Raw genomic sequence first — 20,138 nt, forward strand, 5'->3', positions numbered from 1 at the left:
AATTCAAATTCTGCGCTTATTCACAAAACCGAATTTAAGCCCGCCTATTTTTACTTTTTTTACTCTTTTTTAAAAATTGTCGGTCCAACCGTTTTTAACGGCAACTCCATTCCGAAAACCGTCTCCGAATGTCCGAGAAATAAGTATCCTCCCGGAACTAAATGCTGCAAAAGTTTGCGGATTACGCTCTCCTGAGTTGCTTTGTCAAAATAAATCAACACATTCCGGCAGAAAATCGCATTTTTTTGAGTGGTTTTTGGATAAACCGAATCCATAAAATTCAGCCTTTCAAAAACAACTTTTTCACGAATTTGCGGTTTTAAACGCACGCAAGGATTTGTTAAATCTTTGCTTTTAAAAAAATATCGTTTTTTTAAGTCATAGCTCAAACTTTCTACTTCCGACATCGGATAAACCGCATCAAGCGCCTTATCCAAAACTTTTGACGAAATATCCGTTGCAAGAATTGAATAATCTTCTATTTTGCCTGGATTTTTTCTCATAAACTCCTGCAAAACAATAGAAAGCGTGTAAGGTTCCTGTCCGCTTGAACATCCCGCCGACCAAAGTTCAATTTTTTTTTCATTTTTTTGTGCAAGTTCTGGAAGAACAACATTGGTTAAATACTCAAAATGCACATTTTCCCTAAAAAAATTTGTCAGGTTCGTCGTAACCGCATTTATCATAAGAGCAATTTCTTCATTTCCTTCCGGAGTGTTTGAAAAAGCAAATTTTAAATAGTCGTCAAAATTGTTCATTTTTAGGCTTTTTAAGCGGCTTGCAAGGCGGGACTGAACCATAAGCCGTTTTTCGTCCGGCATTTTTATCCCAACATTTGTATGAATAAATTTGGAAAGTTTATGAAACTGAGAATCTGTCAGCTCTGCAGGAGCAAAAAATCCAATTTCGCACATTATTTTTTTCCTGTTTCTTTTGAATTGACTAAATCAGCCAATTTATAGACATCGAGAATTAGAGCTACAGAACCATCTCCCAAAATTGTCGAATTGCTTATTCCAAGACAATTCTGGTAAAGTTTTCCAAGAGGCTTGATTACGGTCTGATGACTTCCCAAAATTTTATCGACAATAATTCCGACCTGCCCTTCTTGAGAATTTATTGTAACAACTTCTTTCTTCTTTAAATATGATTCTGGAATCTTAAAAAATTTCCGCAAATCAATGCAAGGAATGTCTTTTCCGTGAACAAGCGTATGAGGAAAAAGAGTTTCGGCTTTTTTGCCAGTCTGTTCAAAAAAAAGACATTCAGAAATCGTACTTACAGGAATTATATACTTTGTGTTTCCTACTTGAGTGAGCATTCCGTCGATAATTGCAAGCGTAAGCGGAATTTTTAGAATAAAACTTGTGCCTTTGTTCGGTTTTGACTCAATCGAAACAGAGCCTCCAAGCGAGAGCACGTCTTTTTTTACAACATCAAGGCCGACGCCACGGCCTGATATATTTGAAACCTGTTTTGCAGTCGAAAATCCCGGCTGAAAAATAAGATGAAAAATTTCCGATTCAGAGATTTTCTCCTCTTCCGAAATCAATTTTTTTTCTATTGCTTTTTTCCTGATCGCCTCTTTATCCAGGCCTTTTCCATCGTCAGAAATAGTAATTACTACCGCTCCAGTCTGATGTTTTGCTGAAAGAGTTACAGTTCCCTTAGGATTTTTTTTGTTTGCAATTCTCTCAACAGGAAGTTCAATTCCGTGGTCTACAGAATTTCGGATTAAATGAAGAAGCGGATCGTTGAGTTTTTCAACAACAGTCTTATCAAGTTCAGTTTCTGCTCCTTCAATAACCAAATCAATCTGTTTTCCGAGCTGTTCAGCAAGATCACGAACAGTGCGGCGGAATCTTGTAAAGAGCGTTCCAATTGGCAGCATCCGAATCTCGAGGGAAGTGTCTCGCAAAGAAACCGCAAGCCGCGAGCTCTGCTCGCTCAAATTTTTTAAAACAGGCAAATCTTTTTCTATTGCAAGCTGCTCAAGACGCGCATTAAAAGTTACAAGTTCGCCAATTAAATCTACGAGAGAATCCAGTTTTTCAGAACTTACACGAATTGAACTCTGAGAAGGCGATGAGCCTGACACAGGATTTTCGCCGTTCATTGCCTTAAAATGCTGCTGTTCTGCCAAAGCCGACTTAATCTGCTGGTTAGAAACAAGCTGCTTTTCTACGAGAATCTGCCCAAGCTGCTTGTGTTCCTGCATAACCGAATCAATCTGGTTTTTAGAAACATCGTTTCGGTCAATGAGAATTTCACCAATTCTGTGATTTTCGCCCGGATTCAATTCGATTTTTTCGACGGTGAATGAAGATTCATTGTCCAAAAAAATAAAAACATCTTTAATATCATTTTCCGTTTTTTGTGTCGTAAGAATTATATCCCACGAAAAATAACATTCTTCTGCGTTAAGCTTTGAAAGTTCCGGCAAAGAATCATAAAAAGAAACGACAGTCGCATTTCCCATTTCTGAAAGTTCTTTGACCAAAAGCTCAGGGCGAGTTCCGTTCTGCATAACTTTTTTGCTTGGTCTAAATTTTATTCGGTAAGTCGAATCCGGTTCTTTTGGTTTTGCGGCAGGATTTTGCTTTTGGGAAGGATTTCCGGTCAAATTTGCCGCATCTTCTGAAACAGTTCCGCCATTTCTAGCAACGTAAGTTTTAAAAGCAAGAATTAAAGTTTGCGAGGTCTGCATGATTTCCGGCGTAATTTCCTGACCGGCATCGAGCATAAAGCGAATATGATCGCGAGCTTTGAGCAGCAAATCTATAAGTTCATTTGAAACAGGAACAATCCCGTTTCGAACCTGATCCATTGCGGACTCGGCTTCGTGCGTAAATTCAGAAATTGAATTAAATCCGAACATTGCCGATGAGCCTTTTATTGTGTGCATCGCCCTAAAAACAGCGCTTATTGTTTCTGAATCGGCAGGATTTTCCTCAAGCGTCAAAAGCTGTTCTTCGAGATTGTCCAAAAGTTCATTTGCCTCTTCAAGAAAAACTGAGCTGATTTGTTCAAGCATTTTTACTCTCCTCCGATTTTGATTCTGTTTTGTCGATTAAATCTTCAAAAGAAACTCCGCAGCCACAAACGTATTCTAAAATTGCAGGAGGAATATTGTCCTTTAACAAAAATTTTTTCTTCTTGGCATCAGCTTCTTTTTTTGCGGCCAAAATCAATTGAATTCCCGAAAGATCAATATCTTCAAGCTCACTTAAATCAATAAAAACAAGCGGATTTTCGTCTATCGCTTTTTGCAGTTCGATCTTTAGCTTCTCAGCAGATTCAATTCCGGCGGTTTCCGTCCATTTTATAATATTTGATTTTTTTTCTTTTTTTGCAGCCAAACTAAGCTCCCCAAAGCAATTTCTATCATTTGCAAGAGAATTCTAAAAATTTCAAATTTTGCAAATTTTCTTGTATAATAATTCTATCGTCAGTTTTAGGAGACGTCAAATTATGAATGAAAGTCATTTTTCTACAGAATCGTTTTTTTCGTTCAATTTAAAAGATGAAATGTTTTCTCTTCCAGTCAAGTATGTAAAAGAAGTTTTTGAATTTGAAACAATCACTCCAATTCCAAATTCCTTGCCTTACTTAAAAGGCGTGATGAATGTGCGTGGCGGAGTGGTTTCAATTGCCGATTTGCGTAAGTTATTTGGTTTTGAAGTTTCTGACGATTTAACGGGAACTCAGGTAATCATAATGGAAATTCCTCAAAAAAACGAAAAACCGGTCTTGCTTGGAATTCTCGCCGACAAAGTTGATGTCGTGAGCCGGCTCAACATAATTCAAGCCGACTCAAAAGACTATGGAATAAAAGAAGGGCAGGATTTTGTAAAATCGGTTGCGCGCCGTGAAGAATCTTTTATTTTGATTTTAAATCCAGAAAAAATTCTTTCATATATCGAGGCCGATGTCGAAAAAGCATTTGAAGAAGTTTCTAAAAAAGCTAATTTTTAGCTTTAAAATTTTACAAGCCTTTTGCAAGACGGTTTAATTCTGCAAGGTATTCTAGATATTTTTGCTCTTTAGATTTTATGGAATCCTCATCGTCCGGATTGTGCGAATCTATGTGCTTTAAAAATACTTTTGAGTTAACCGGATCAAAAAAAATCTTCCGTGGCAAATTTCCGCCAGTGTCAGAACTTTTTATCTCAACGTTGTGAGATTTTAAATATTCGAATGCAAAATCAATATTTGCAGCCCCGACAAGAGATCTTCCGCTCTGAGGCTCAGAAGAATTAAATATATTTCCTCCGCCAAATACTTTTGCAAAGCATCTTTTTAACAATGCGCCTTTTTTTTCCATGTCGGCAACAAGCATCTCAACTGCGTATTCTCCAAAACGGCCCAAACGTCTGTCCTGAGAACCGTCAATATCCAAATTAGAGTCCCTTGCAAGCATAAAATGATTCATTCCGCCGACTTTTGCAATCGGATCAAAAAGGGCAATGCTTACACATGACCCCAAAACAGTGGAGATCATCTCAGGGCCTGTCGAAGACCAATATTCTCCAGGATAAAGAGTAACAATATTTCTATTAAAATGAAGGTCAAAATAGCGGTTCATGTAAAAAATTAGAAGAAAGTGATTTCTCCCTGCTCTGCTCCATGTTCAATTTCAAAACCGCCGATCTTTCCGGCTGTTTCTTTATGAGCCGTAATCGTAAAATGATTTATAATTTCGCTAAATTTTGAATTTTTTATGTTCCATTCAGAAATATTTTTCGCTGCAAAAAGTCTTGAACGCACAGACGAAAGCTCTTTTACCTGCTCAGACAAATCGTCGCGGCATTTTTTTAATTTAAGGTTCAGATTGTTTATTCCAGAAAGATCTTCCGCCACGAGTCTGCATTTTTCGTCAAAACCTTCAGGGAAAACATCAAAATGAGCGATTATTTCGTAAAGATTTTTCTGTGTAATCTGAAGCTCATCAAAAAACTCAGTTTTTTCTTTGCGCAAATCCATCATGCTCTGATTGTCTTTTGTAATAGAATTGTTAAATTCAACAAGAAGATTCGATGCTTCGTGAATAAATACAGACAAAAGTTTTTCCATAGAATCGAGAGACAAGTTTGAAGAGTTAATCAAGTTGTCCATGTCCGTTACAGAATCTTTTACCTGTTTTATCGCTTCGTTTTTTGCAACTTCAATCTGCTGCAAAATGCGCACGTGATGCAGTCTGCTCATAACAGGGCGAAGATTTCCAAAAACCGTGTACATTGTGCGAGCTTTTTCGTTTATGCTCTGAGTTACGTGGAGCAAATCTTTCTGAACAAGATGATAACTGTTAAAACCGTCCATCATCTCCTTAAACCTGCCGATTACCGCAGAAAGGCGAGCTGCAATATTTTCTTCGCTTCCAGAAGTTTCGTCCAAAAAACGGGCCGAAAAATTATTTTTTTGAGATTTAATTGATTCAAGTTTTTCTGTTACATCGTTCCATTTTTCGTCAAACTCGACAAAGCCTTTAGAAACATAATTTATAATATCGCTCAAAACATCGACGCAAAGTTCATAAAGCGCAATGTTAAAGCAAACCGAATCAAGTTCTTCATCGCTTCCAGGAACTTCTGTCTGAGTTTTTACTTCCTTAAGGCAGGCTGTCACGTGTTCAAGTCCCTGGCGAATAATATCCTGAAGCTGCAAATTTTCCATCGCTTTCTGAATCGGAGGATAAATCAACTCAATGTCGCCGTCCATTGCCGAAAGAGGAGCAGAAATCGAACTGATGATTGACTCAATTTTCTGAGAACCTGCGTTTCCGCTTGTCGAAACATTTTCCTGCGAAGCCAAAATTCCAGAAAAAATATCCTTAAGTTTATTTATGTGTTCAATAAGCTGTTTTTCTTCCGCCAAAAGCTGGTCAGAATACTGGAACATATCGTTAGAAAGACGCTGCAAATTTTCCGTAATACGGCTGAATGCCTGGCCTTTTTCGCCTGATTTTATCGAAATTACCATTGCATTCAAGGCAATAAGCTCCATTTGTTCAGAATCTTCTTTTACGCCGGCAATAAATTTGTCGAGCTCCGAGAGAGTTTCGATTTTGCTGTTGAGCTGGTCGAGAAAAGGTTTGTATTTATCTTGTGAATTGCTAAAAACTTCTTTTTCTGCCGCAGTCGATTTTTCGTTATTTTCGCTTAATTCTTTAATAACCGCCTGTAAATTTCTAAGCGAAGGGCTTATTTCTTTATTCAAAAGCGATGGAAATAAATTTCCCAAATCCAAAAAATATTTTTGAGATAAATCGCTGGTTTCTTTTACTGAATCTAAAATAAGCTGTAAATCCATTTGTTTTGCTCCCATTAAAATTACCGCGTCAGCATCTATTTTTCTGCCGATGCAGCCGTAAATTCTTTATCAAGAATCTTTAAATCCTTATCTTTCGAAATATCATCTGCTTCAAAACCGTTGAGTTCGTTGTATCTGTAAGAGTGAATCATAATTCTTTCCGCAGAAGTTTCAATTCCCCTCACAAAACCAGAACCCGGATTTGCAAGTGCCAGAGGCTTTCTCAAGGCAACTGAAAAACTCACCTGTTCGTCTTTTGGCAAAAAACCGACAAAATCCATATTTATGCCAAGTTTTTTTTGAATAAGCGAACGCAATCTCTTTGCCATTTCTAAATCGGCAGAATTTTGTCCTTGGTTGAATATAACTTGCGGTCTATATTTTAAAAGCTCTGTTTTTGCAGATTTTCCGGTCTCTGGAAAATTTTTGCAGATTTTTTTGACAAGTTCAACAAAATCCGCATCGCTGCCAGTTTCCGCACTTTTCAAATACCCGTTTATAAATTCCCTTTCCGGACTCTTTGCCTTAAACTGCCTCATAAAGAACCGGAAAACCGCCGCCTTCAAAAAACTGTACGCATTCAAAATCGAAGTCAATTCGGGCGTTGTTACCAAAAGCGAATTATATGTGAGCAGAAAAAAGTCCAGAGTGTTATAAGTTGTTCCAGCTCCCAAATCCAAAATTACATAATCTGCTTCCTGAGCGTTAAGAGCCTTTATGATCCTGCGTTTTGACGAATTGTCCATATTTGCAGTTCCTGGATACATACAGTCGCCCGCAATAAACTTCAAACCGGGAATCTGCGTTCCTTGCAAAAGAGAAGAAAAATCTTCAGTCTGACGATAAATAAAATTGCCAAGACCGGCGCGATTGTTTTTTAAGCCGAGCAAAGTATGCAAATTCGCTCCGCCAAAATCCAAATCCGCAAGAATAACATTTTTTCCTTTTTGAGCCAGAACTGTCGCAAGGTTTACAGCATAGGAACTTTTTCCGACACCACCTTTTCCGCTGGCAATTGGTAACAAATTAGTCATTTCATTCAATTATAAAGTGCCGATGTTGATTTTACAATTGCAAAACTGTTATTCTTACCTTATGTTAAAAAAATTAAGAAAAATTTTTATTTCAAGCGCTATTCTTTTTAGTCCTGTTTTATTTTTTTCGTGCACAAAGCCTGGAGATTCAAGCGTACAGCAGGCAGTCACCGCTTACGGAGCCGGAAAATATGACCAGGCGCTCGAACTTTTTAACGAAGCTCTCGAAAAACAGACCCGCTATTCCGATGAATTGATTTTTGCCTTTATTTCAAACATTTATTCAGCTAAAGAGGATTTTGAGAACGCGGCAATCTGGATGGAAAAATCACTCGAAAAAAAACCGGATTACCGGAATTACGTTACACTCGGAATGGACTGGCAAACCTTAAAAAATTACCAAAAAGCCGAAGAAGCCTACAAAAACGCCATCAAAATGAACGAACAAAAAGGCGAAGGATGGGCAAGTCTGGGCATGCTCTACCTCGAAGAAGGAAACTCCCTCGAAAAATCAATCGAAAGCCTTAAAAAAGGCGCAGAGTTCGCGCCGAAAATCGCCGTAATCCACGCATATCTCGGAGTCGCATACTTAAAAAACGGCCAAAATGACCTTGCCGAACAAGAATTTGCCCTCGCCAAGGAGCTAAAATGCGAAAATATCGAGCAGATAAAAGAAAAATTTCTAAAATAAGGGCGGCTTTTTGCTTTGCAAAAACCAGGCTTTCCGCAGTTCCGCTCTTCGCTACATCCGGCAAAAGCCGGACGCTTCGCGCTGCTCCAATCCTTGCCGCAAAATTAAAATTACAAAATTCCAATTCCATTGATGAAATTTTTCATTTTTTTTGTTAGACTCAATCTGTTATAAAAAAATTGTGAGGTTCAATATGAAAATTGCTCTTATCAACGAAAATTCTCAGGCTGCAAAAAACGCAGTTATTTTTAATGCGCTCAAAAAAGTTGCCGACGCACATGGTTTTGAAGTTGTAAACTACGGAATGTACAGTGCAGACGACAAAGCACAGCTCACTTACGTTCAAAACGGAATTCTGGCAGCAACACTCCTCAACTCAAAGGCAGCTGATTTTGTCGTAACAGGATGTGGCACTGGCGAAGGAGCAATGCTCGCGCTTAACAGTTTTCCTGGCGTAATCTGCGGACACGTTGCAAGCCCTCTCGATGCCTACACTTTTGCACAAATTAACGACGGAAACGCAATTTCACTTCCATTTGCGCTCGGTTTTGGCTGGGGCGGAGATTTAAATCTCGAATATATTTTTGAAAAACTTTTTTCAGAAAATTTCGGCGGCGGTTATCCAAAAGAACGCGCAGTTCCAGAACAGCGCAACAAAAAAATTCTTGACGGCGTGCGCGAAGCCGCATTCAAGCCATTTACAGAAATTCTCGAATCTCTCGACAAAGAACTCGTAAAAGGAGCATTTGCCGGCGAAAAATTCAGCGACCTCTTCTTCAAAGACTGCAAGGACGACAAAATCGCCGAAACAGTAAAAAAATTTTTAAACTAAAACCCAGCCTACTAATCCGGCAAACAGACGTAAATCTTGCAGACATTCTGTTTGGACTCTATTTTTAAAGCATGATTTACGTCAACAAAAACCTGTTATTCTTTTCAAAATTTGACATTCAACAAACTAAATTATTCCAAAACAAATCTGCCGCTGTTATAGAGCATTTCCAAAACTTTAGCTGTCGTAATGTAAATGTCCATTTCGCCGTGCTGCCAAATTCGCTTTATGGTCGAGTCAACACGAAGAATAACAAGCTCTCCATCTTCCGCCTTTGCAATTTTGCAGGCAAAAGCCGCCTTTATCCGCTGAGCAGAATACTGGCTGGCAAGTTCGGTTTGATTAGACGAATTTAGAGCTTCAAGCTGATTAACATAAAAAAAATCCGCCGGAGCGTTCATTGCGTGGTCAACAAGCGACAAGTCAATCGGCAAAAAATCCTTTGTGCGCGACAGCTTATGAACTTTTTCAAAATAGATTTTATCGCCTTTTTGAATACAAATATGATCAGCCATAAAGTACGAACTCAAAAAATTAAAGAGCATTTTTATGCCTGTATCCAGTTTTTCAATTTTCGTAAGCATTCTAAACACGTTAAAATGCAGATACATTGAGCTTTGCGAGCGATCTTTTTCGGTTTTCAGTTCAATATTTGCGTGTTTTTCCGGCAGATAGATTATAAAACAGTTTCTGCCTTTGTTTTTTCCGCGATACAAAGCCTTGTCGGCAGTTTCCAGCAAGCCTTCGTAAGTTGAATCATCTTCAGGAAAGCGGCTTATCCCCATAGTTATTGTCACATAAAGCCCAAGAAAATCCTTGATTTCGTTTGAATTCATAAAATTCATGAGCTTGTGGGCATTTTCCCAAACTTCCTTATAATCGGTTATTTCTGGAAAAACAATTAAAAATTCATCTCCGCCAAAGCGTCCTACAAAACCTTTACCTTCAATAACTTTTTTAATTCTTTCTGCAACTTCAATCAGAACTTTGTCGCCTGTAATATGCCCGTAAGTGTCGTTTACGTATTTAAAATTATCAATATCTACGATTGCAAGAGAAAACGGGATTCCCTCTGCAACCATAAAATTTACGTAATCAACGACTACATCCCGCGTATAAAGCTTTGTAAGGCTGTCGGAAGATTTTTCGTCTTCAAATAAAAAGTTAGGCCTCATATTTATCTTATTATAATGCAGTTTCTTTTTAACGCAAAAACATTTTATTAAATTTTCTGACGATAAACTTCATACAAAAGCACACCAGCCGCAACAGAAACATTCAGACTGTCAATTTTTCCGCAAGTTGGAATCGAAACAACTGAATCGCACTGCTCTTCCAAAAGACGTGCAATTCCTTTTCCTTCGCTTCCCATTACAATGCAGGTTTTTGCAGGAAAATTTAATTTTGTAATATTTTCTCCGCCAGCATCTGCCCCGTAAACCCAAAATCCAGCGTCTTTTAACTGCTGAACCGCACGGACAAGATTTGTTACAACGCTGACAGGAACGTAAGCACTGGCGCCAGCAGAAGAACGGGCGATAATTTCGTTATCAGAAAAATCGTTTGCGCTGTGACGGGCAGGCATTACGACAAGACTTGCACCAAACTGGTCGCAGGAACGAATTATTGCGCCAACATTGTGCGGATCGGTTACACTGTCCAAAACAATTACAGTCTGTTTTTCATTTTCCAGGGCTTTTGAAGAAGCAATCCAGCTGTCAAAATCAACATCATTTTCAGCTTTTTCAGAAGCGCCTTCGACAACCATTACGATTCCACGATGATCACGCGCAACTTCCGGCAAAACTTTTACCAGCGAGTCGAGAGCATTTTTGTCGGTATTTATAACCGGAATTCCGGCTTTTTTTGCGCTTTCGAGAATTTTTTTTATGCGCGGGCCAGTCTTTGCAAGCTGAAGAGAAAGCCCGTCGATTTTTCCGCTGTCAAGAGCACGGCGAACTTTTTCTTCAATCGCATGAAAACCCGTAACAATCTGTGCCATTCTATCTTCCTTCTACGACAAAAGAACCGCCCAATAAGCTCTAAATGCCATTGCCGTGCTTGACGCTGCGATGTTTCTGAAAAAAACTCGGCTAACAATCTCTAAATGATTGTAAATATTTAGATTTTCAGACAAGCCCGAAAATAGCAGAAAAAATACTTTTGGGACATTCCTTTTAGCGGCCGCAACATTTCTTATATTTTTTTCCACTTCCGCATGGACAAGGGTCATTGCGGCCGATTTTTTTTCCTTCGCGGACCACCGTCATAGGTTTTACATCGCCTACTTCGTAAAGCCATTTTCCATTCACTTTTTTAAAGTAAGCATTTTCGTGATGAATTTCGTTCAAATGATTTTTGTCAGTATAAGATGCTTCAAATTCTACAAGACCCTCGTCATCAGCTTCCTGACCTTTCTGAGTGTTAAGAATTTTTAAACCGTGCCATGTAGATTCTTTTGACCACTGTTCAGTAGCCTTGCGGTCAATTTCAGCAATTTTTTCGCCTTCTTCGCAAGAATTAATAATAAAGTCAATTTCGTGCTTTACGTAAGAAGCATAGCGGGCGCGCATCAAACTTTCAGCAGTGGGAGCGTCTTTGCTTCCTTTAATAATAGGCTCACAACATTCAGCGTAAGTTTTACCAGAACCACAAGGGCACAAATCTTTATCGGCCATTAAAAAACTCCGTCGCCACAAAAATGCAGCGCAAAATAATTAAAATATAGAAAAGTATACCAAAAATTCCCCGCCGCTGTCGAGATTTTAAGGTTTCTTCTAATGTTTTTGGAGCGCAAACCGCCGTCAATCCGTCCACTGCGCAGTTCCGCTTTTCGCTCCATCCGCCAAGGCCGGACGCTTCGCGCTGCTCCGGCACGGGCTAGTTTTTTCCGGACAAAATTGCATTCAGCATTTTTTTATTCAAAAAGTTTTTTGCCGCAATTGCCGGAAAAACGTCATTTGACAGGCTTTATCCCGAAAGTTAAAATACAGTTATGAACGTTTTTTTAGGTGCTTCGGCTTCGTCTGGAATTGGCATTGGCAAGGCTTTTGTTGTTCCTGAAACCGTCAAGAGAGTTATTCCGCGCAAAAAAATAGAAGAATCTGACCACAACCAGCAATGGGCTCGTTTTGAAAAATCGCTTGCAAATGTTTCGACAGATATTTCTAAAAAAATCACCGAATCTAAAGACAATAAAATTCAAAATCAACTTTACGAAACTTATTTTTTAATGCTAAATGATCCTGAATTCATCAAAGAACTAAAAAAAGCGTTTTATTCACATTCGCTCAATATTGAATTCGTTCTCGACCGCCAGACAGCAAAATACGCAAAACAGCTTCGCTCAAGCGGAAACGACTATCTGGCAGAACGCGCCCTGGATATTTATGACATTTTTGGAAAAGTTTTGGACGATATGCTGGACTTTCATCCTTTTAACATCGAAACCGTTCCAAATGGAGCTGTAATTGTTGCAACTCAATTAAATCCGAGCGACACAATCATTCTTTCAAAACGAAAAATTGCCGGTCTTGCGCTGACCGAAGGCGGAATTTCAAGCCACGTTGGAATTTTGGCACGAAATTACGGAATTCCTGCTGTTTTTGCATTGGACAACATTGCCTCTCAAATCGAAAACGGCGAAACTGTCGTTGTTGACGGCAACAATGCGGAAGTTTTTGCAAATCCGGACAATACTTCCCTTGAAAATTTTCAGAAAAAAATCGACGAAGAAAAAGCTCACAGGCTTATGCTCGAAAAATTCCGCAACATCGAAGCTCAGACAAAAGACGGCGTAAAATTTCACATTTACGCAAATATCGGAACTGTCGAAGAAGCAAAGCTCGCGCTTGAAGAAGGCGCGGACGGAATCGGCCTTTTTAGGACAGAATTTCTTTTTATGAGCGAAACAAACGGCGGGCGTTCAAGCCTTTTTGATGAAGAAGAGCAGTTCAAAGCGTACAAGCAGGTTTTGCAGATAATGAACGACAAGCCAGTTACAATTCGCACACTGGACGCAGGGGGCGACAAGCTTATAAATTCGCCGGAAATTCACATTAACGAAGAAAAAAACCCGCTCATGGGACTTCGGGCAATCCGTCTCAGCCTTGAAAATCCAATGCAGCTAAAAACCCAGTTGCGCGCGCTTTACAGAGCAAGCGTTTTCGGAAATTTAAAAATTATGCTTCCGCTCATAACAGACGTTGAACAGGTAAAAAAAACTTTGGAAATTGCAGAATCAGTCCGAAATGAGCTTTCTGCCGAAAAAATCGAATTCAACCCGAAAGTTCCAATTGGAATTATGGTCGAAACCGCAGCGGCCGCTCTGACAGCAGACTGCCTTGCAAAAGTGAGCGACTTTTTTTCAATCGGCACAAACGACCTTACTCAATACACAATAGGCGTTGACCGCGAAAATGCTTCTGTTGCTCCGCTTTATGACGAATTTCATCTTGCTGTTCTCAGAATGATTCAAAACACAATAAGCGAAGCGGAAAAAGCCGGGATTGATGTTTCTGTCTGCGGCGAAATGGCGAGCCGAAAAACAAGTGCCCTTGTTCTTGCAGGAATGGGAATCCGAAATTTGAGCATGAGCCCAGCAATGATTTGCAAAATCAAAGAACTTCTCTCAAAATATACGATAAAAGAATTAAAAAGCATCTCGTCAAAACAACTTAATTCGTTGTAAAATAACGGTCTATGAAAAAAGCTAAAAAATCAAAGCCGGACTTTTCAAAACCAAAGCCTCAGAAAATTGTGTCCGACGAACAAATTTTTAACGAAAACAACGATTTTTATTCATCAGAAAACGACTCTATTCAAAAAAACGAGGAAATTTCGGATTCAGAAACAGGCGATGAATTTGGTCAAAAAGATGAAAATGCAACCGAAGAATTAAAATTTTTTCCAGATAAATCATACATTAACCTTCCGACAGTCGCTATTGCCGGACGTCCAAACGTAGGAAAATCGACTCTCTTTAACCGTTTTATGCACAAGCGGCTTGCGATTGTCGATCCAACTCCAGGCGTAACCAGAGATCCTGTTGAAGGAACTGCCTTTATTGGCGGAAAACCTGTTCACCTTGTTGACACCGGCGGTTTTAAGCTTGACCGCGATTTAAAAAGCCGGGAATCCGAAATGGACGAACTTGTCGTTGAAAAATCACTTTCTGTAATAAAACGCGCAGACTTGATTCTTCTTTTGCTCGAAGCCGGAAAAATCACCGGAGAAGACGAGGAATTTATTCACCTTTTGCGGCCATATTGGAACAAAGTTGTAGTTGCCGTGAACAAATGCGAAGGCGGTTCTGGCGAAAACATCAGCTGGAATTATCTTCAGTACGGTTTTAATGAACTGCTTTTTATTTCGGCAGACCACGGCGACCACATAACAGAACTTGCAAAGGCAATTACAAGCCGCCTCGATTTTTCTGAGGTAAAAGAAGGAATCGAAGAGCCTGTAATCAAAATCGCAATCGTCGGAAAACCAAACACTGGAAAATCAACGCTTTCAAACCGCCTTACGAACACTCAAAATTCAATTGTTTCTGACTATGCAGGAACGACACGCGATGTTGTTGAAGGAAGTTTTACCTGGGGCAAACGAAAATTTGAAGTTCTTGATACAGCAGGAATCCGGCGAAAAGCAAAAGTAAAGCAAAACGTTGAATATTATTCTGTAAACCGCGCAATAAAAACTCTGGACGAATGCGACATTGTTTTTTTGATGATTGACGCTGAACAGGGACTCGCTGACCAGGACAAAAAAATCTGTTCACTCGCATACGAACGCGGCCGTGGAATTATCTTTGTTTTGAATAAATGGGACTTAAAAGAGCAGACAAAAAAAGTCTACAAGGATACTGTTGATTACATTCAATATATGTTCGGACAAATGCAGTTTGCTCCAATTCTGCGCCTTTCCGCTTTAACCGGCGATGGAATTAAAGAGTTGATGGAAACAACAGTACGCCTTTATAAGCAGCTTACGACAAAAATCGAAACTTCTGCCCTGAACAAGGCTTTGGACGACTGGCTTTTCCGTTATCCGCCTCCGGCAAGCAAGGCAATCCACTTTAAAATCCGCTATATGACGCAAACAGGAACAAATCCGGTTTCGTTCAGAATTTTTGCAACAAGTCCGGACAACGTTCCGGAAAGCTACGTAACTTACTTAAAAAACAGGATTCGTGAAGATTTAGGTTTTGACCAGATTCCAGTCATGCTCGAAATGAAATCTAGCCGAAAACGCTGGGAAAATCGGTTTGAATAAAAATCAAAGGAAAGTTTGTGACATATTCAATCGGCGAAGCTGAGGAGCTTACAGGCATAAAATCTCATATTCTGCGTTATTGGGAAGAAGTAATTCCCGGCTTTGCTCCAAAAAAAGATTTGGGCGGACGAAGGATTTACACAGAACGAGATATTGACTTGATTCTCCGGTTAAAATATCTCATAAACGAACGAAAATTTACAATTGAAGGCGCTCGGGATGAAATTTTGCGGGAAACAATGGATTACGACTCAAAAGCCGAAATTCTCGATTCAATCCGGCAAATTCGTTCCGAATTAAGTCAAATGTATATGATTATCCGAAAATACAGAAAATAACCGGGCAAAAAAAATCAAAATCAGGAAGATTTTATGAAAAAAGAAGAAGCAAAATGGTATGAAAAAGCTTCCGGCAAAAAACAGCATAAAGCCGAAAATTCTGCAAAATTCGCCGCAAAAAATGAATTAAAAAAACAGCGCAAAGAAGAAAAGGCGCAGAAAAACGACGCGAAAACTGAAGATAAAAAAAATCCGCAAAAAAAAGCGAATATTGAAAACCGCAGAAAAAACAATTTTTCTCAAAATAAAAGTTCAAAAACCGTTTCAATGTTTGAATTAAAAAATATTCCAGAAGATTCACTCGAAATTCTTAAAAATTTCGGAAAAATCGTTGCTGATACCAGAAATCTTTCGCCAAAACAGCAGGTTCTTCTTCCAAAACAGATAAAAAATTTAAGCCACCAGCTTACCGACGACAGAAACAGCCGCCGTCTCGGATACATGAACGACGCTTCGCAGCTTTCTGCGTATATTTCTTATTTTATGTGGTGGAATTTAATTCGCCTTACAAGACTTTTTGCAAATTTTCCAAAAAACGCTTTCAACCTAAAAGAAGAAGATGTTTGTCTTGACCTTGGTTCCGGGCCTCTAACTGTTCCTTGCGCGCTTTGGCTTGCAAGGCCGGAACTGCGCTCAAAAAAACTGACTTTTTATGTTTTGGATTTAAGCCAGGGCGCTCTTTCTGCCGGAGAAGAAATTTTTCTTTCGATTGCGGCAAAAACCCTGACAGAAGACCAAAATCCGTGGAAAATTGTCCGCGTCAAAGGCGCAGTTGGGACTCAAATAAAACAAAAACCTTCCCTTATAACCTGCGGAAACGTATTCAATGAACTTGCCCAGACAAACGAAATGCCTCTGGATTTTCTTGCAAAAAACTATACAAACGACATACTAAAGTATTTTGATAAAGAAACAAATTCGGCTCAGACAGTTTTGCTTATTGAACCGGGCGATCCACGCTCGGCAAGGCTTGTAAGCTTGATGCGCGATTCGTTTATCCGAAAAAATTTTATGCCTTTAAGTCCATGTCCGCATATTCACGTATGCCCAATGGCAGGAAGGACTTCTTCCAATCCTGGCGGAAAATGGTGCAACTTTGCTTTTGACACAGCAGACGCCCCGGAAGAGCTTTTACGATTTTCTAAAAATGCAAATTTGAAAAAAGAGCGTGCTTCTTTGAGCTATGTTTTGGTCAGCAAAGAAAAAAATCCAATGGCAGAAGAAAAACCGTCTCAAAATGATTCTGAAAATCTAAAACTGAGAATTGCCTCGGACTTTATAAAACTCCCCGAAATCCGCAAATCCGCATATTACTGCTGTTCAGAAATTGGACTTGTTCTTGCGGTTGATAAAACAAATATCCGCCCAAAAAACGGAGATTTGCTTTCTGTAAAACGGCCAAAATCTTTAGAAAATGCAGATTATGATAAAAAATCTGGAGCGATAATTCTAGAAATTTAAAAAGTTTTTTTAGTACACGAATTGCGGTTCAGTCAAAACTCCAAAAATCATTTTTTTTCCAGAGATTCGACCCATTTTTGCATAAGAATTCCAAAAGCAACTCCAACATTCAAACTGGCTTTAAGACCTTTCATTGGAATTGTCACCCGGCCGTACGATGCTTTTTTGAGCGCTTCCGGGCTTACTCCAAGCTCTTCCGAACCGATTATGCAAATTCCCTTTTTGGGAAATTTAAATTCTTCGAGCGGAGTTCCGCCAGTTTCGAGGACAAAAATCGGAATATCGTTTTTTTTGGAATACTCGTCGAGTTCATCAAGGCTTTTTTTCTGCCAGCCGAGAGTTTCAATACAGCCCATGCCGCTTCGCACTGCTTTTGGATGGTCAGGCGGAACGCACATTGGACTTACAAAAACATTTTCCGCACCCATTGCCTCTGCCGTTCTAAAAATTGAACCAAGATTGAACGGAGAACGAATATCTTCCGCATAAACGCTCACGCCCTCAAAAAAATCTCTCTGCTTTACAATTCCATTTTCGTCAAAAACTTCAGAATGGGGCGCAATAATCAAATCCCACTCTGCCGGAAAAGTTCCAATTATTTTAAGCATTGTGTTGCGGGCAAGATTGCAAGAGCGTTTTTCATTAAAAGGAATTTCTTTGAGCGCATTTTCTAAGATTTTTGCGTCATCAGAAGGCATTTGCGGATCTTTTAAGCAAATTTCGACAATTTTTTTTACGTAGTCTGCGCGGGCAATAGACTTATAAGAATATTCGTTGCCTTTTTCAGGAACTCCATCAATATCGCGTTCCAAAGCGCCGAGAGTGAGCGCAAGTTTTCTGCGTTTTTGTCCGCCTTCAAGCTGTGTTAATTTTCCAGGATCAATCATTTTTTTCCTATTGTGTGAATATTTTTTTTGTCAAAAATCGTAAAAATCAGTAAGCCGACTTTAAAATTTCAAAAAGAGTGTCGCTTGTCATTGAACACGGCATAAAATTTATCCAGTCGGTCGAAGCCGCATCTTCGGCAACAGCGGCAAGCTGCTCAATTGTTACAGAAAGCTCTTTTAAACGAAGCGGCAGATTTTCTTTTGCGAGACGTTCACGGATATTGTCTGCAAAAGCCTGGGCCTGCTCTGCCTCAGAATCTTTTTTTTCAATTCCAAAGAAGTTCGCAAATTTTGCAACACGGTCAGCCTTGAATTTTGCGCAAAATTCAATCACGTATGGAAAAATAACCGAGGCAACAAGAGGACGGCTTATCTTAAATCTAGCATTTACCGCAAGAGCCAGAAGTCCTGCCGGTCCAAAAGACGATGCGCTAGACGCAAGACTTGCCAGACATCCTCCTTCAAAAAGCAATTCTTCTTTTGACGTCGTAATATTCAGAGAATTTGAACCATCGAGAGCCAAACGCAAAAGTTCTGCCGATTTTTCTGCGGTCATATCGCTAAAAAAGTTCGCTTTTTGAGAAAAATAACTTTCCGCCGCAAGACAGACGCTTTCGACAGCCATTGAAAAAGTCTGATTTTCGGTCAGCGTAACAGACATTGCAGGGTCAAAAACTGTAGTTTTGCAAAGCGCATTCTGAACTTTTAAAAGTTTTAAACCGTTCGTCCGAGAATCACAAATTGCAATTCTATCTGTAAAAACACCCGGACACCTGCAAGTCGTGCTCAGCACAACAAGCGGAAGCGGAGATTTTGAAGGGAGCACACCATCCGCAAAGTCATAGATACTTTTTTCTTCGTAAAAAAATGCAGCGACACAGCGGGCGATTTCTATGGTTTTTCCGCCGCCAACTGCAATCACCGCCTGAATATGAGAATTTTTTGCAAGATTGAGAGCAGAAGCCGCAGCCTTTGTATCTGCCGACTCCGCAATTTCGTCAAAAATAAAAAAATCAACTCCACGGTCAGAAAGAGCCTGTGTAATTTTGTCCGCAGCGCCCACAGAACGCAAGACAGGATCCAAAACAAGCATAAACCTTTTTCCAAACTCGCAGGCAAACTGTCCAATCCGGCTTGCAGCATAAGAAGAAATAATCACATTAGGCGAAACTCTAAACACAAAATCTGTCATACGCAGCCAGTCCTCCAAACTAAACAAAAAAAGCAGAACAAAATGTTCTGCTTCTAAAGTAATCAATAAACGGTTAAGTTAAAAACCCCAGGAATCCAAAATACGATCTGCGGCTGAACCAATTGTTACAGAATTTAAATAATTTGGATCTTTTATTTTTTCTTTAACAGAGGCAACAAGGTCAGAACGAACATCTGGAGTTTCTTCTGCAACCTGGCTCAAAAAATATGCTCTTGCAGCTTCTTTTGCTTCGTCAGAAACGTTGATTGAATCAGAAGTATCTGTAATAGAAGTTCTTTCCATGCCATTAGTACGGCGAGAGTTCTGTACATTGTTGATTGGATTGATTCCATTAATGTTCTGTACCATCATTTTAAACCTACCTTACTTCTTAATTATCGGCATTATCTTCCGAAAGTTGAGCATTTTTATTGCCCGAAATAAAAACTGCGAATTCTCCCAAAACCTTAGCTCTTGAAGAAAATTCGACACGCATCTCTTCTGCCGTACCGCCAATAATTTCTTCGTGCATTTTTGTCAGCTCGCGACCAACAACAACGCGCCGTGTACTATCAATATCGGCTATATCAGTCAAAAGTTTAACAATTCTAAACGGAGATTCATATAAAACAACAGCATCTCCAGTTGCCAAAAGCTCTCTAAGCCTTGAACGCCTTCTTCCCGGCTTGGGAGAAAGAAAGCCTTCAAAAACCAGCGTTTTTCCGCCAGCACCAGCAACACTCACCAACGTTGCAAAAGCGCTAGGCCCCGGAATCGGAACGACATTGTGTCCGCTTTCCCTTGCAAGACCTGCCAAGACAGCACCCGGATCACTTATTCCAGGAGTTCCTGCATCACTGGCATACGCAACCGACTGTCCTTCATCAAGCAGCTTGATAATTTTTTGACCGGCAATCGCTTCATTCTGCGAACGACAGGAAATCAGCGGCTTATGAATTTCAAAATGGTTCAAAAGCTGCAAAGTATGCCTTGTATCTTCGGCCGCAATTACATCAACATTTTTAAAAGTTTCAATAGCGCGAAAAGTAATGTCGCCCAAATTTCCAATCGGCGTACCAACTATATATAGCGTAGACACAACTCAATAATAATCTGAA

20 protein-coding genes are annotated in these 20,138 nt (G+C 39.6%); 7 read left to right on the forward strand and 13 right to left on the reverse strand.

Annotated elements, in window-relative coordinates:
* Nucleotides 1-59 precede the first annotated feature (59 nt).
* The 3 genes from B3Y13_RS02930 to B3Y13_RS02940 are packed head-to-tail and all read right to left on the reverse strand — an operon-like array spanning nt 60 to nt 3,359.
* Entirely contained in the window at nt 60-914 is an 855-nt protein-coding gene (locus B3Y13_RS02930; RefSeq protein ID WP_296019142.1) for a CheR family methyltransferase, read from the reverse strand.
* Entirely contained in the window at nt 914-3,034 is a 2,121-nt protein-coding gene (locus tag B3Y13_RS02935; protein WP_296667262.1) for a chemotaxis protein CheA, read from the reverse strand. Before B3Y13_RS02935 ends, B3Y13_RS02930 begins: the two co-directional genes overlap by 1 nt.
* The gene (locus tag B3Y13_RS02940; protein ID WP_296019159.1) at nt 3,027-3,359 is read right to left on the reverse strand and encodes an STAS domain-containing protein; all 333 of its coding nucleotides are present in this window, start codon (nt 3,357-3,359) and stop codon (nt 3,027-3,029) included. The genes B3Y13_RS02935 and B3Y13_RS02940 overlap by 8 nt, the downstream gene beginning before the upstream one ends.
* Nucleotides 3,360-3,471: 112 nt before the next feature.
* Here B3Y13_RS02940 and B3Y13_RS02945 point away from each other — a divergent pair, with 112 nt between their 5' ends.
* Nucleotides 3,472-3,975: a chemotaxis protein CheW gene (locus B3Y13_RS02945; RefSeq protein WP_296019169.1), complete on the forward strand. Its 504-nt coding sequence runs from the start codon at nt 3,472-3,474 to the stop codon at nt 3,973-3,975.
* Nucleotides 3,976-3,985: 10 nt separating this feature from the next.
* Here B3Y13_RS02945 and B3Y13_RS02950 read toward each other — a convergent pair whose 3' ends face one another.
* From B3Y13_RS02950 to B3Y13_RS02960, 3 genes are read right to left on the reverse strand one after another with little or no spacing between them, the layout of a single operon-like run.
* Nucleotides 3,986-4,585, reverse strand: coding sequence for a chemotaxis protein CheD (locus B3Y13_RS02950; protein ID WP_296692641.1), 600 nt, complete (start codon nt 4,583-4,585; stop codon nt 3,986-3,988).
* An 8-nt stretch (nt 4,586-4,593) separates the two neighbouring features.
* Complete coding sequence (locus tag B3Y13_RS02955) at nt 4,594-6,309, reverse strand: hypothetical protein (protein WP_296692645.1); 1,716 nt, start codon at nt 6,307-6,309, stop codon at nt 4,594-4,596.
* A gap of 35 nt (nt 6,310-6,344) precedes the next feature.
* Nucleotides 6,345-7,343, reverse strand: a complete 999-nt coding sequence (locus tag B3Y13_RS02960) for a P-loop NTPase (RefSeq protein WP_296692647.1) — start codon at nt 7,341-7,343, stop codon at nt 6,345-6,347.
* A 61-nt stretch (nt 7,344-7,404) separates the two neighbouring features.
* Between B3Y13_RS02960 and B3Y13_RS02965 the strand changes: the two genes are divergently transcribed.
* A complete protein-coding gene (locus B3Y13_RS02965) occupies nt 7,405-8,034 on the forward strand; it encodes a tetratricopeptide repeat protein (protein WP_296667254.1) in 630 nt (209 codons plus the stop codon).
* A 193-nt stretch (nt 8,035-8,227) separates the two neighbouring features.
* Nucleotides 8,228-8,866 carry an RpiB/LacA/LacB family sugar-phosphate isomerase gene (locus tag B3Y13_RS02970; RefSeq protein WP_296019197.1) on the forward strand — a complete coding sequence of 213 codons (639 nt, stop codon included), beginning with the start codon at nt 8,228-8,230 and terminating at the stop codon, nt 8,864-8,866.
* Between the two features lie 131 nt (nt 8,867-8,997).
* Here B3Y13_RS02970 and B3Y13_RS02975 read toward each other — a convergent pair whose 3' ends face one another.
* From B3Y13_RS02975 to B3Y13_RS02985, 3 genes are all read right to left on the reverse strand, one after another.
* Nucleotides 8,998-10,041 (reverse strand): GGDEF domain-containing protein, encoded by a 1,044-nt coding sequence (locus B3Y13_RS02975; protein ID WP_296019200.1) that lies wholly within the window; start codon nt 10,039-10,041, stop codon nt 8,998-9,000.
* Between the two features lie 47 nt (nt 10,042-10,088).
* Nucleotides 10,089-10,868, reverse strand: coding sequence for a 23S rRNA (guanosine(2251)-2'-O)-methyltransferase RlmB (gene rlmB / locus B3Y13_RS02980; protein WP_296667252.1), 780 nt, complete (start codon nt 10,866-10,868; stop codon nt 10,089-10,091).
* Nucleotides 10,869-11,043: 175 nt separating this feature from the next.
* Nucleotides 11,044-11,544, reverse strand: a complete 501-nt coding sequence (locus tag B3Y13_RS02985) for a YchJ family protein (RefSeq protein ID WP_296667250.1) — start codon at nt 11,542-11,544, stop codon at nt 11,044-11,046.
* Between the two features lie 317 nt (nt 11,545-11,861).
* Between B3Y13_RS02985 and ptsP the strand changes: the two genes are divergently transcribed.
* From ptsP to B3Y13_RS03005, 4 genes are read left to right on the forward strand one after another with little or no spacing between them, the layout of a single operon-like run.
* Nucleotides 11,862-13,556, forward strand: a complete 1,695-nt coding sequence (ptsP, locus tag B3Y13_RS02990; protein ID WP_296692649.1) for a phosphoenolpyruvate--protein phosphotransferase — start codon at nt 11,862-11,864, stop codon at nt 13,554-13,556.
* 11 nt (nt 13,557-13,567) lie between these two features.
* Complete coding sequence (gene der, locus B3Y13_RS02995; RefSeq protein ID WP_296019212.1) at nt 13,568-15,142, forward strand: ribosome biogenesis GTPase Der; 1,575 nt, start codon at nt 13,568-13,570, stop codon at nt 15,140-15,142.
* Nucleotides 15,143-15,159: 17 nt separating this feature from the next.
* On the forward strand, nt 15,160-15,480 hold the full coding sequence (locus B3Y13_RS03000; protein ID WP_296019215.1) for a MerR family transcriptional regulator: 321 nt from the start codon (nt 15,160-15,162) through the stop codon (nt 15,478-15,480).
* Between the two features lie 33 nt (nt 15,481-15,513).
* Nucleotides 15,514-16,941, forward strand: a complete 1,428-nt coding sequence (locus tag B3Y13_RS03005; protein WP_296692652.1) for a small ribosomal subunit Rsm22 family protein — start codon at nt 15,514-15,516, stop codon at nt 16,939-16,941.
* 47 nt (nt 16,942-16,988) lie between these two features.
* Here the strand turns inward: B3Y13_RS03005 and B3Y13_RS03010 are convergent, their stop codons facing one another.
* From B3Y13_RS03010 to rsmI, 4 genes are all read right to left on the reverse strand, one after another.
* Entirely contained in the window at nt 16,989-17,828 is an 840-nt protein-coding gene (locus tag B3Y13_RS03010) for a TrmH family RNA methyltransferase (RefSeq protein WP_296019222.1), read from the reverse strand.
* A gap of 46 nt (nt 17,829-17,874) precedes the next feature.
* Nucleotides 17,875-19,020 carry an iron-containing alcohol dehydrogenase gene (locus tag B3Y13_RS03015; RefSeq protein ID WP_296692655.1) on the reverse strand — a complete coding sequence of 382 codons (1,146 nt, stop codon included), beginning with the start codon at nt 19,018-19,020 and terminating at the stop codon, nt 17,875-17,877.
* Nucleotides 19,021-19,098: 78 nt separating this feature from the next.
* Nucleotides 19,099-19,392: a flagellar biosynthesis anti-sigma factor FlgM gene (locus B3Y13_RS03020; RefSeq protein WP_078930815.1), complete on the reverse strand. Its 294-nt coding sequence runs from the start codon at nt 19,390-19,392 to the stop codon at nt 19,099-19,101.
* A gap of 19 nt (nt 19,393-19,411) precedes the next feature.
* Complete coding sequence (gene rsmI, locus B3Y13_RS03025; protein ID WP_296019229.1) at nt 19,412-20,119, reverse strand: 16S rRNA (cytidine(1402)-2'-O)-methyltransferase; 708 nt, start codon at nt 20,117-20,119, stop codon at nt 19,412-19,414.
* Nucleotides 20,120-20,138: the final 19 nt, after the last annotated feature.

It is taken from the genome of Treponema sp. UBA7567 (assembly GCF_002476655.1).
Taxonomy (GTDB): domain Bacteria; phylum Spirochaetota; class Spirochaetia; order Treponematales; family Treponemataceae; genus Treponema_D.

What these genes read in the sequence shown, in the direction of transcription:
- B3Y13_RS02985 (WP_296667250.1), bottom strand. Translation starts at nt 11,544, where the DNA reads ATGGCCGATAAAGATTTGTGCCCTTGTGGTTCTGGTAAAACTTACGCT.
- B3Y13_RS02960 (WP_296692647.1), bottom strand. Translation starts at nt 7,343, where the DNA reads ATGACTAATTTGTTACCAATTGCCAGCGGAAAAGGTGGTGTCGGAAAA.
- ptsP (WP_296692649.1), top strand. Translation starts at nt 11,862, where the DNA reads ATGAACGTTTTTTTAGGTGCTTCGGCTTCGTCTGGAATTGGCATTGGC.
- B3Y13_RS02965 (WP_296667254.1), top strand. Translation starts at nt 7,405, where the DNA reads ATGTTAAAAAAATTAAGAAAAATTTTTATTTCAAGCGCTATTCTTTTT.
- B3Y13_RS02945 (WP_296019169.1), top strand. Translation starts at nt 3,472, where the DNA reads ATGAATGAAAGTCATTTTTCTACAGAATCGTTTTTTTCGTTCAATTTA.
- B3Y13_RS03020 (WP_078930815.1), bottom strand. Translation starts at nt 19,392, where the DNA reads ATGATGGTACAGAACATTAATGGAATCAATCCAATCAACAATGTACAG.
- B3Y13_RS02930 (WP_296019142.1), bottom strand. Translation starts at nt 914, where the DNA reads ATGTGCGAAATTGGATTTTTTGCTCCTGCAGAGCTGACAGATTCTCAG.
- B3Y13_RS02950 (WP_296692641.1), bottom strand. Translation starts at nt 4,585, where the DNA reads ATGAACCGCTATTTTGACCTTCATTTTAATAGAAATATTGTTACTCTT.
- der (WP_296019212.1), top strand. Translation starts at nt 13,568, where the DNA reads ATGAAAAAAGCTAAAAAATCAAAGCCGGACTTTTCAAAACCAAAGCCT.
- B3Y13_RS03005 (WP_296692652.1), top strand. Translation starts at nt 15,514, where the DNA reads ATGAAAAAAGAAGAAGCAAAATGGTATGAAAAAGCTTCCGGCAAAAAA.
- B3Y13_RS03010 (WP_296019222.1), bottom strand. Translation starts at nt 17,828, where the DNA reads ATGATTGATCCTGGAAAATTAACACAGCTTGAAGGCGGACAAAAACGC.
- B3Y13_RS02955 (WP_296692645.1), bottom strand. Translation starts at nt 6,309, where the DNA reads ATGGATTTACAGCTTATTTTAGATTCAGTAAAAGAAACCAGCGATTTA.
- B3Y13_RS02975 (WP_296019200.1), bottom strand. Translation starts at nt 10,041, where the DNA reads ATGAGGCCTAACTTTTTATTTGAAGACGAAAAATCTTCCGACAGCCTT.
- B3Y13_RS02970 (WP_296019197.1), top strand. Translation starts at nt 8,228, where the DNA reads ATGAAAATTGCTCTTATCAACGAAAATTCTCAGGCTGCAAAAAACGCA.
- rlmB (WP_296667252.1), bottom strand. Translation starts at nt 10,868, where the DNA reads ATGGCACAGATTGTTACGGGTTTTCATGCGATTGAAGAAAAAGTTCGC.
- B3Y13_RS03015 (WP_296692655.1), bottom strand. Translation starts at nt 19,020, where the DNA reads ATGACAGATTTTGTGTTTAGAGTTTCGCCTAATGTGATTATTTCTTCT.
- B3Y13_RS02935 (WP_296667262.1), bottom strand. Translation starts at nt 3,034, where the DNA reads ATGCTTGAACAAATCAGCTCAGTTTTTCTTGAAGAGGCAAATGAACTT.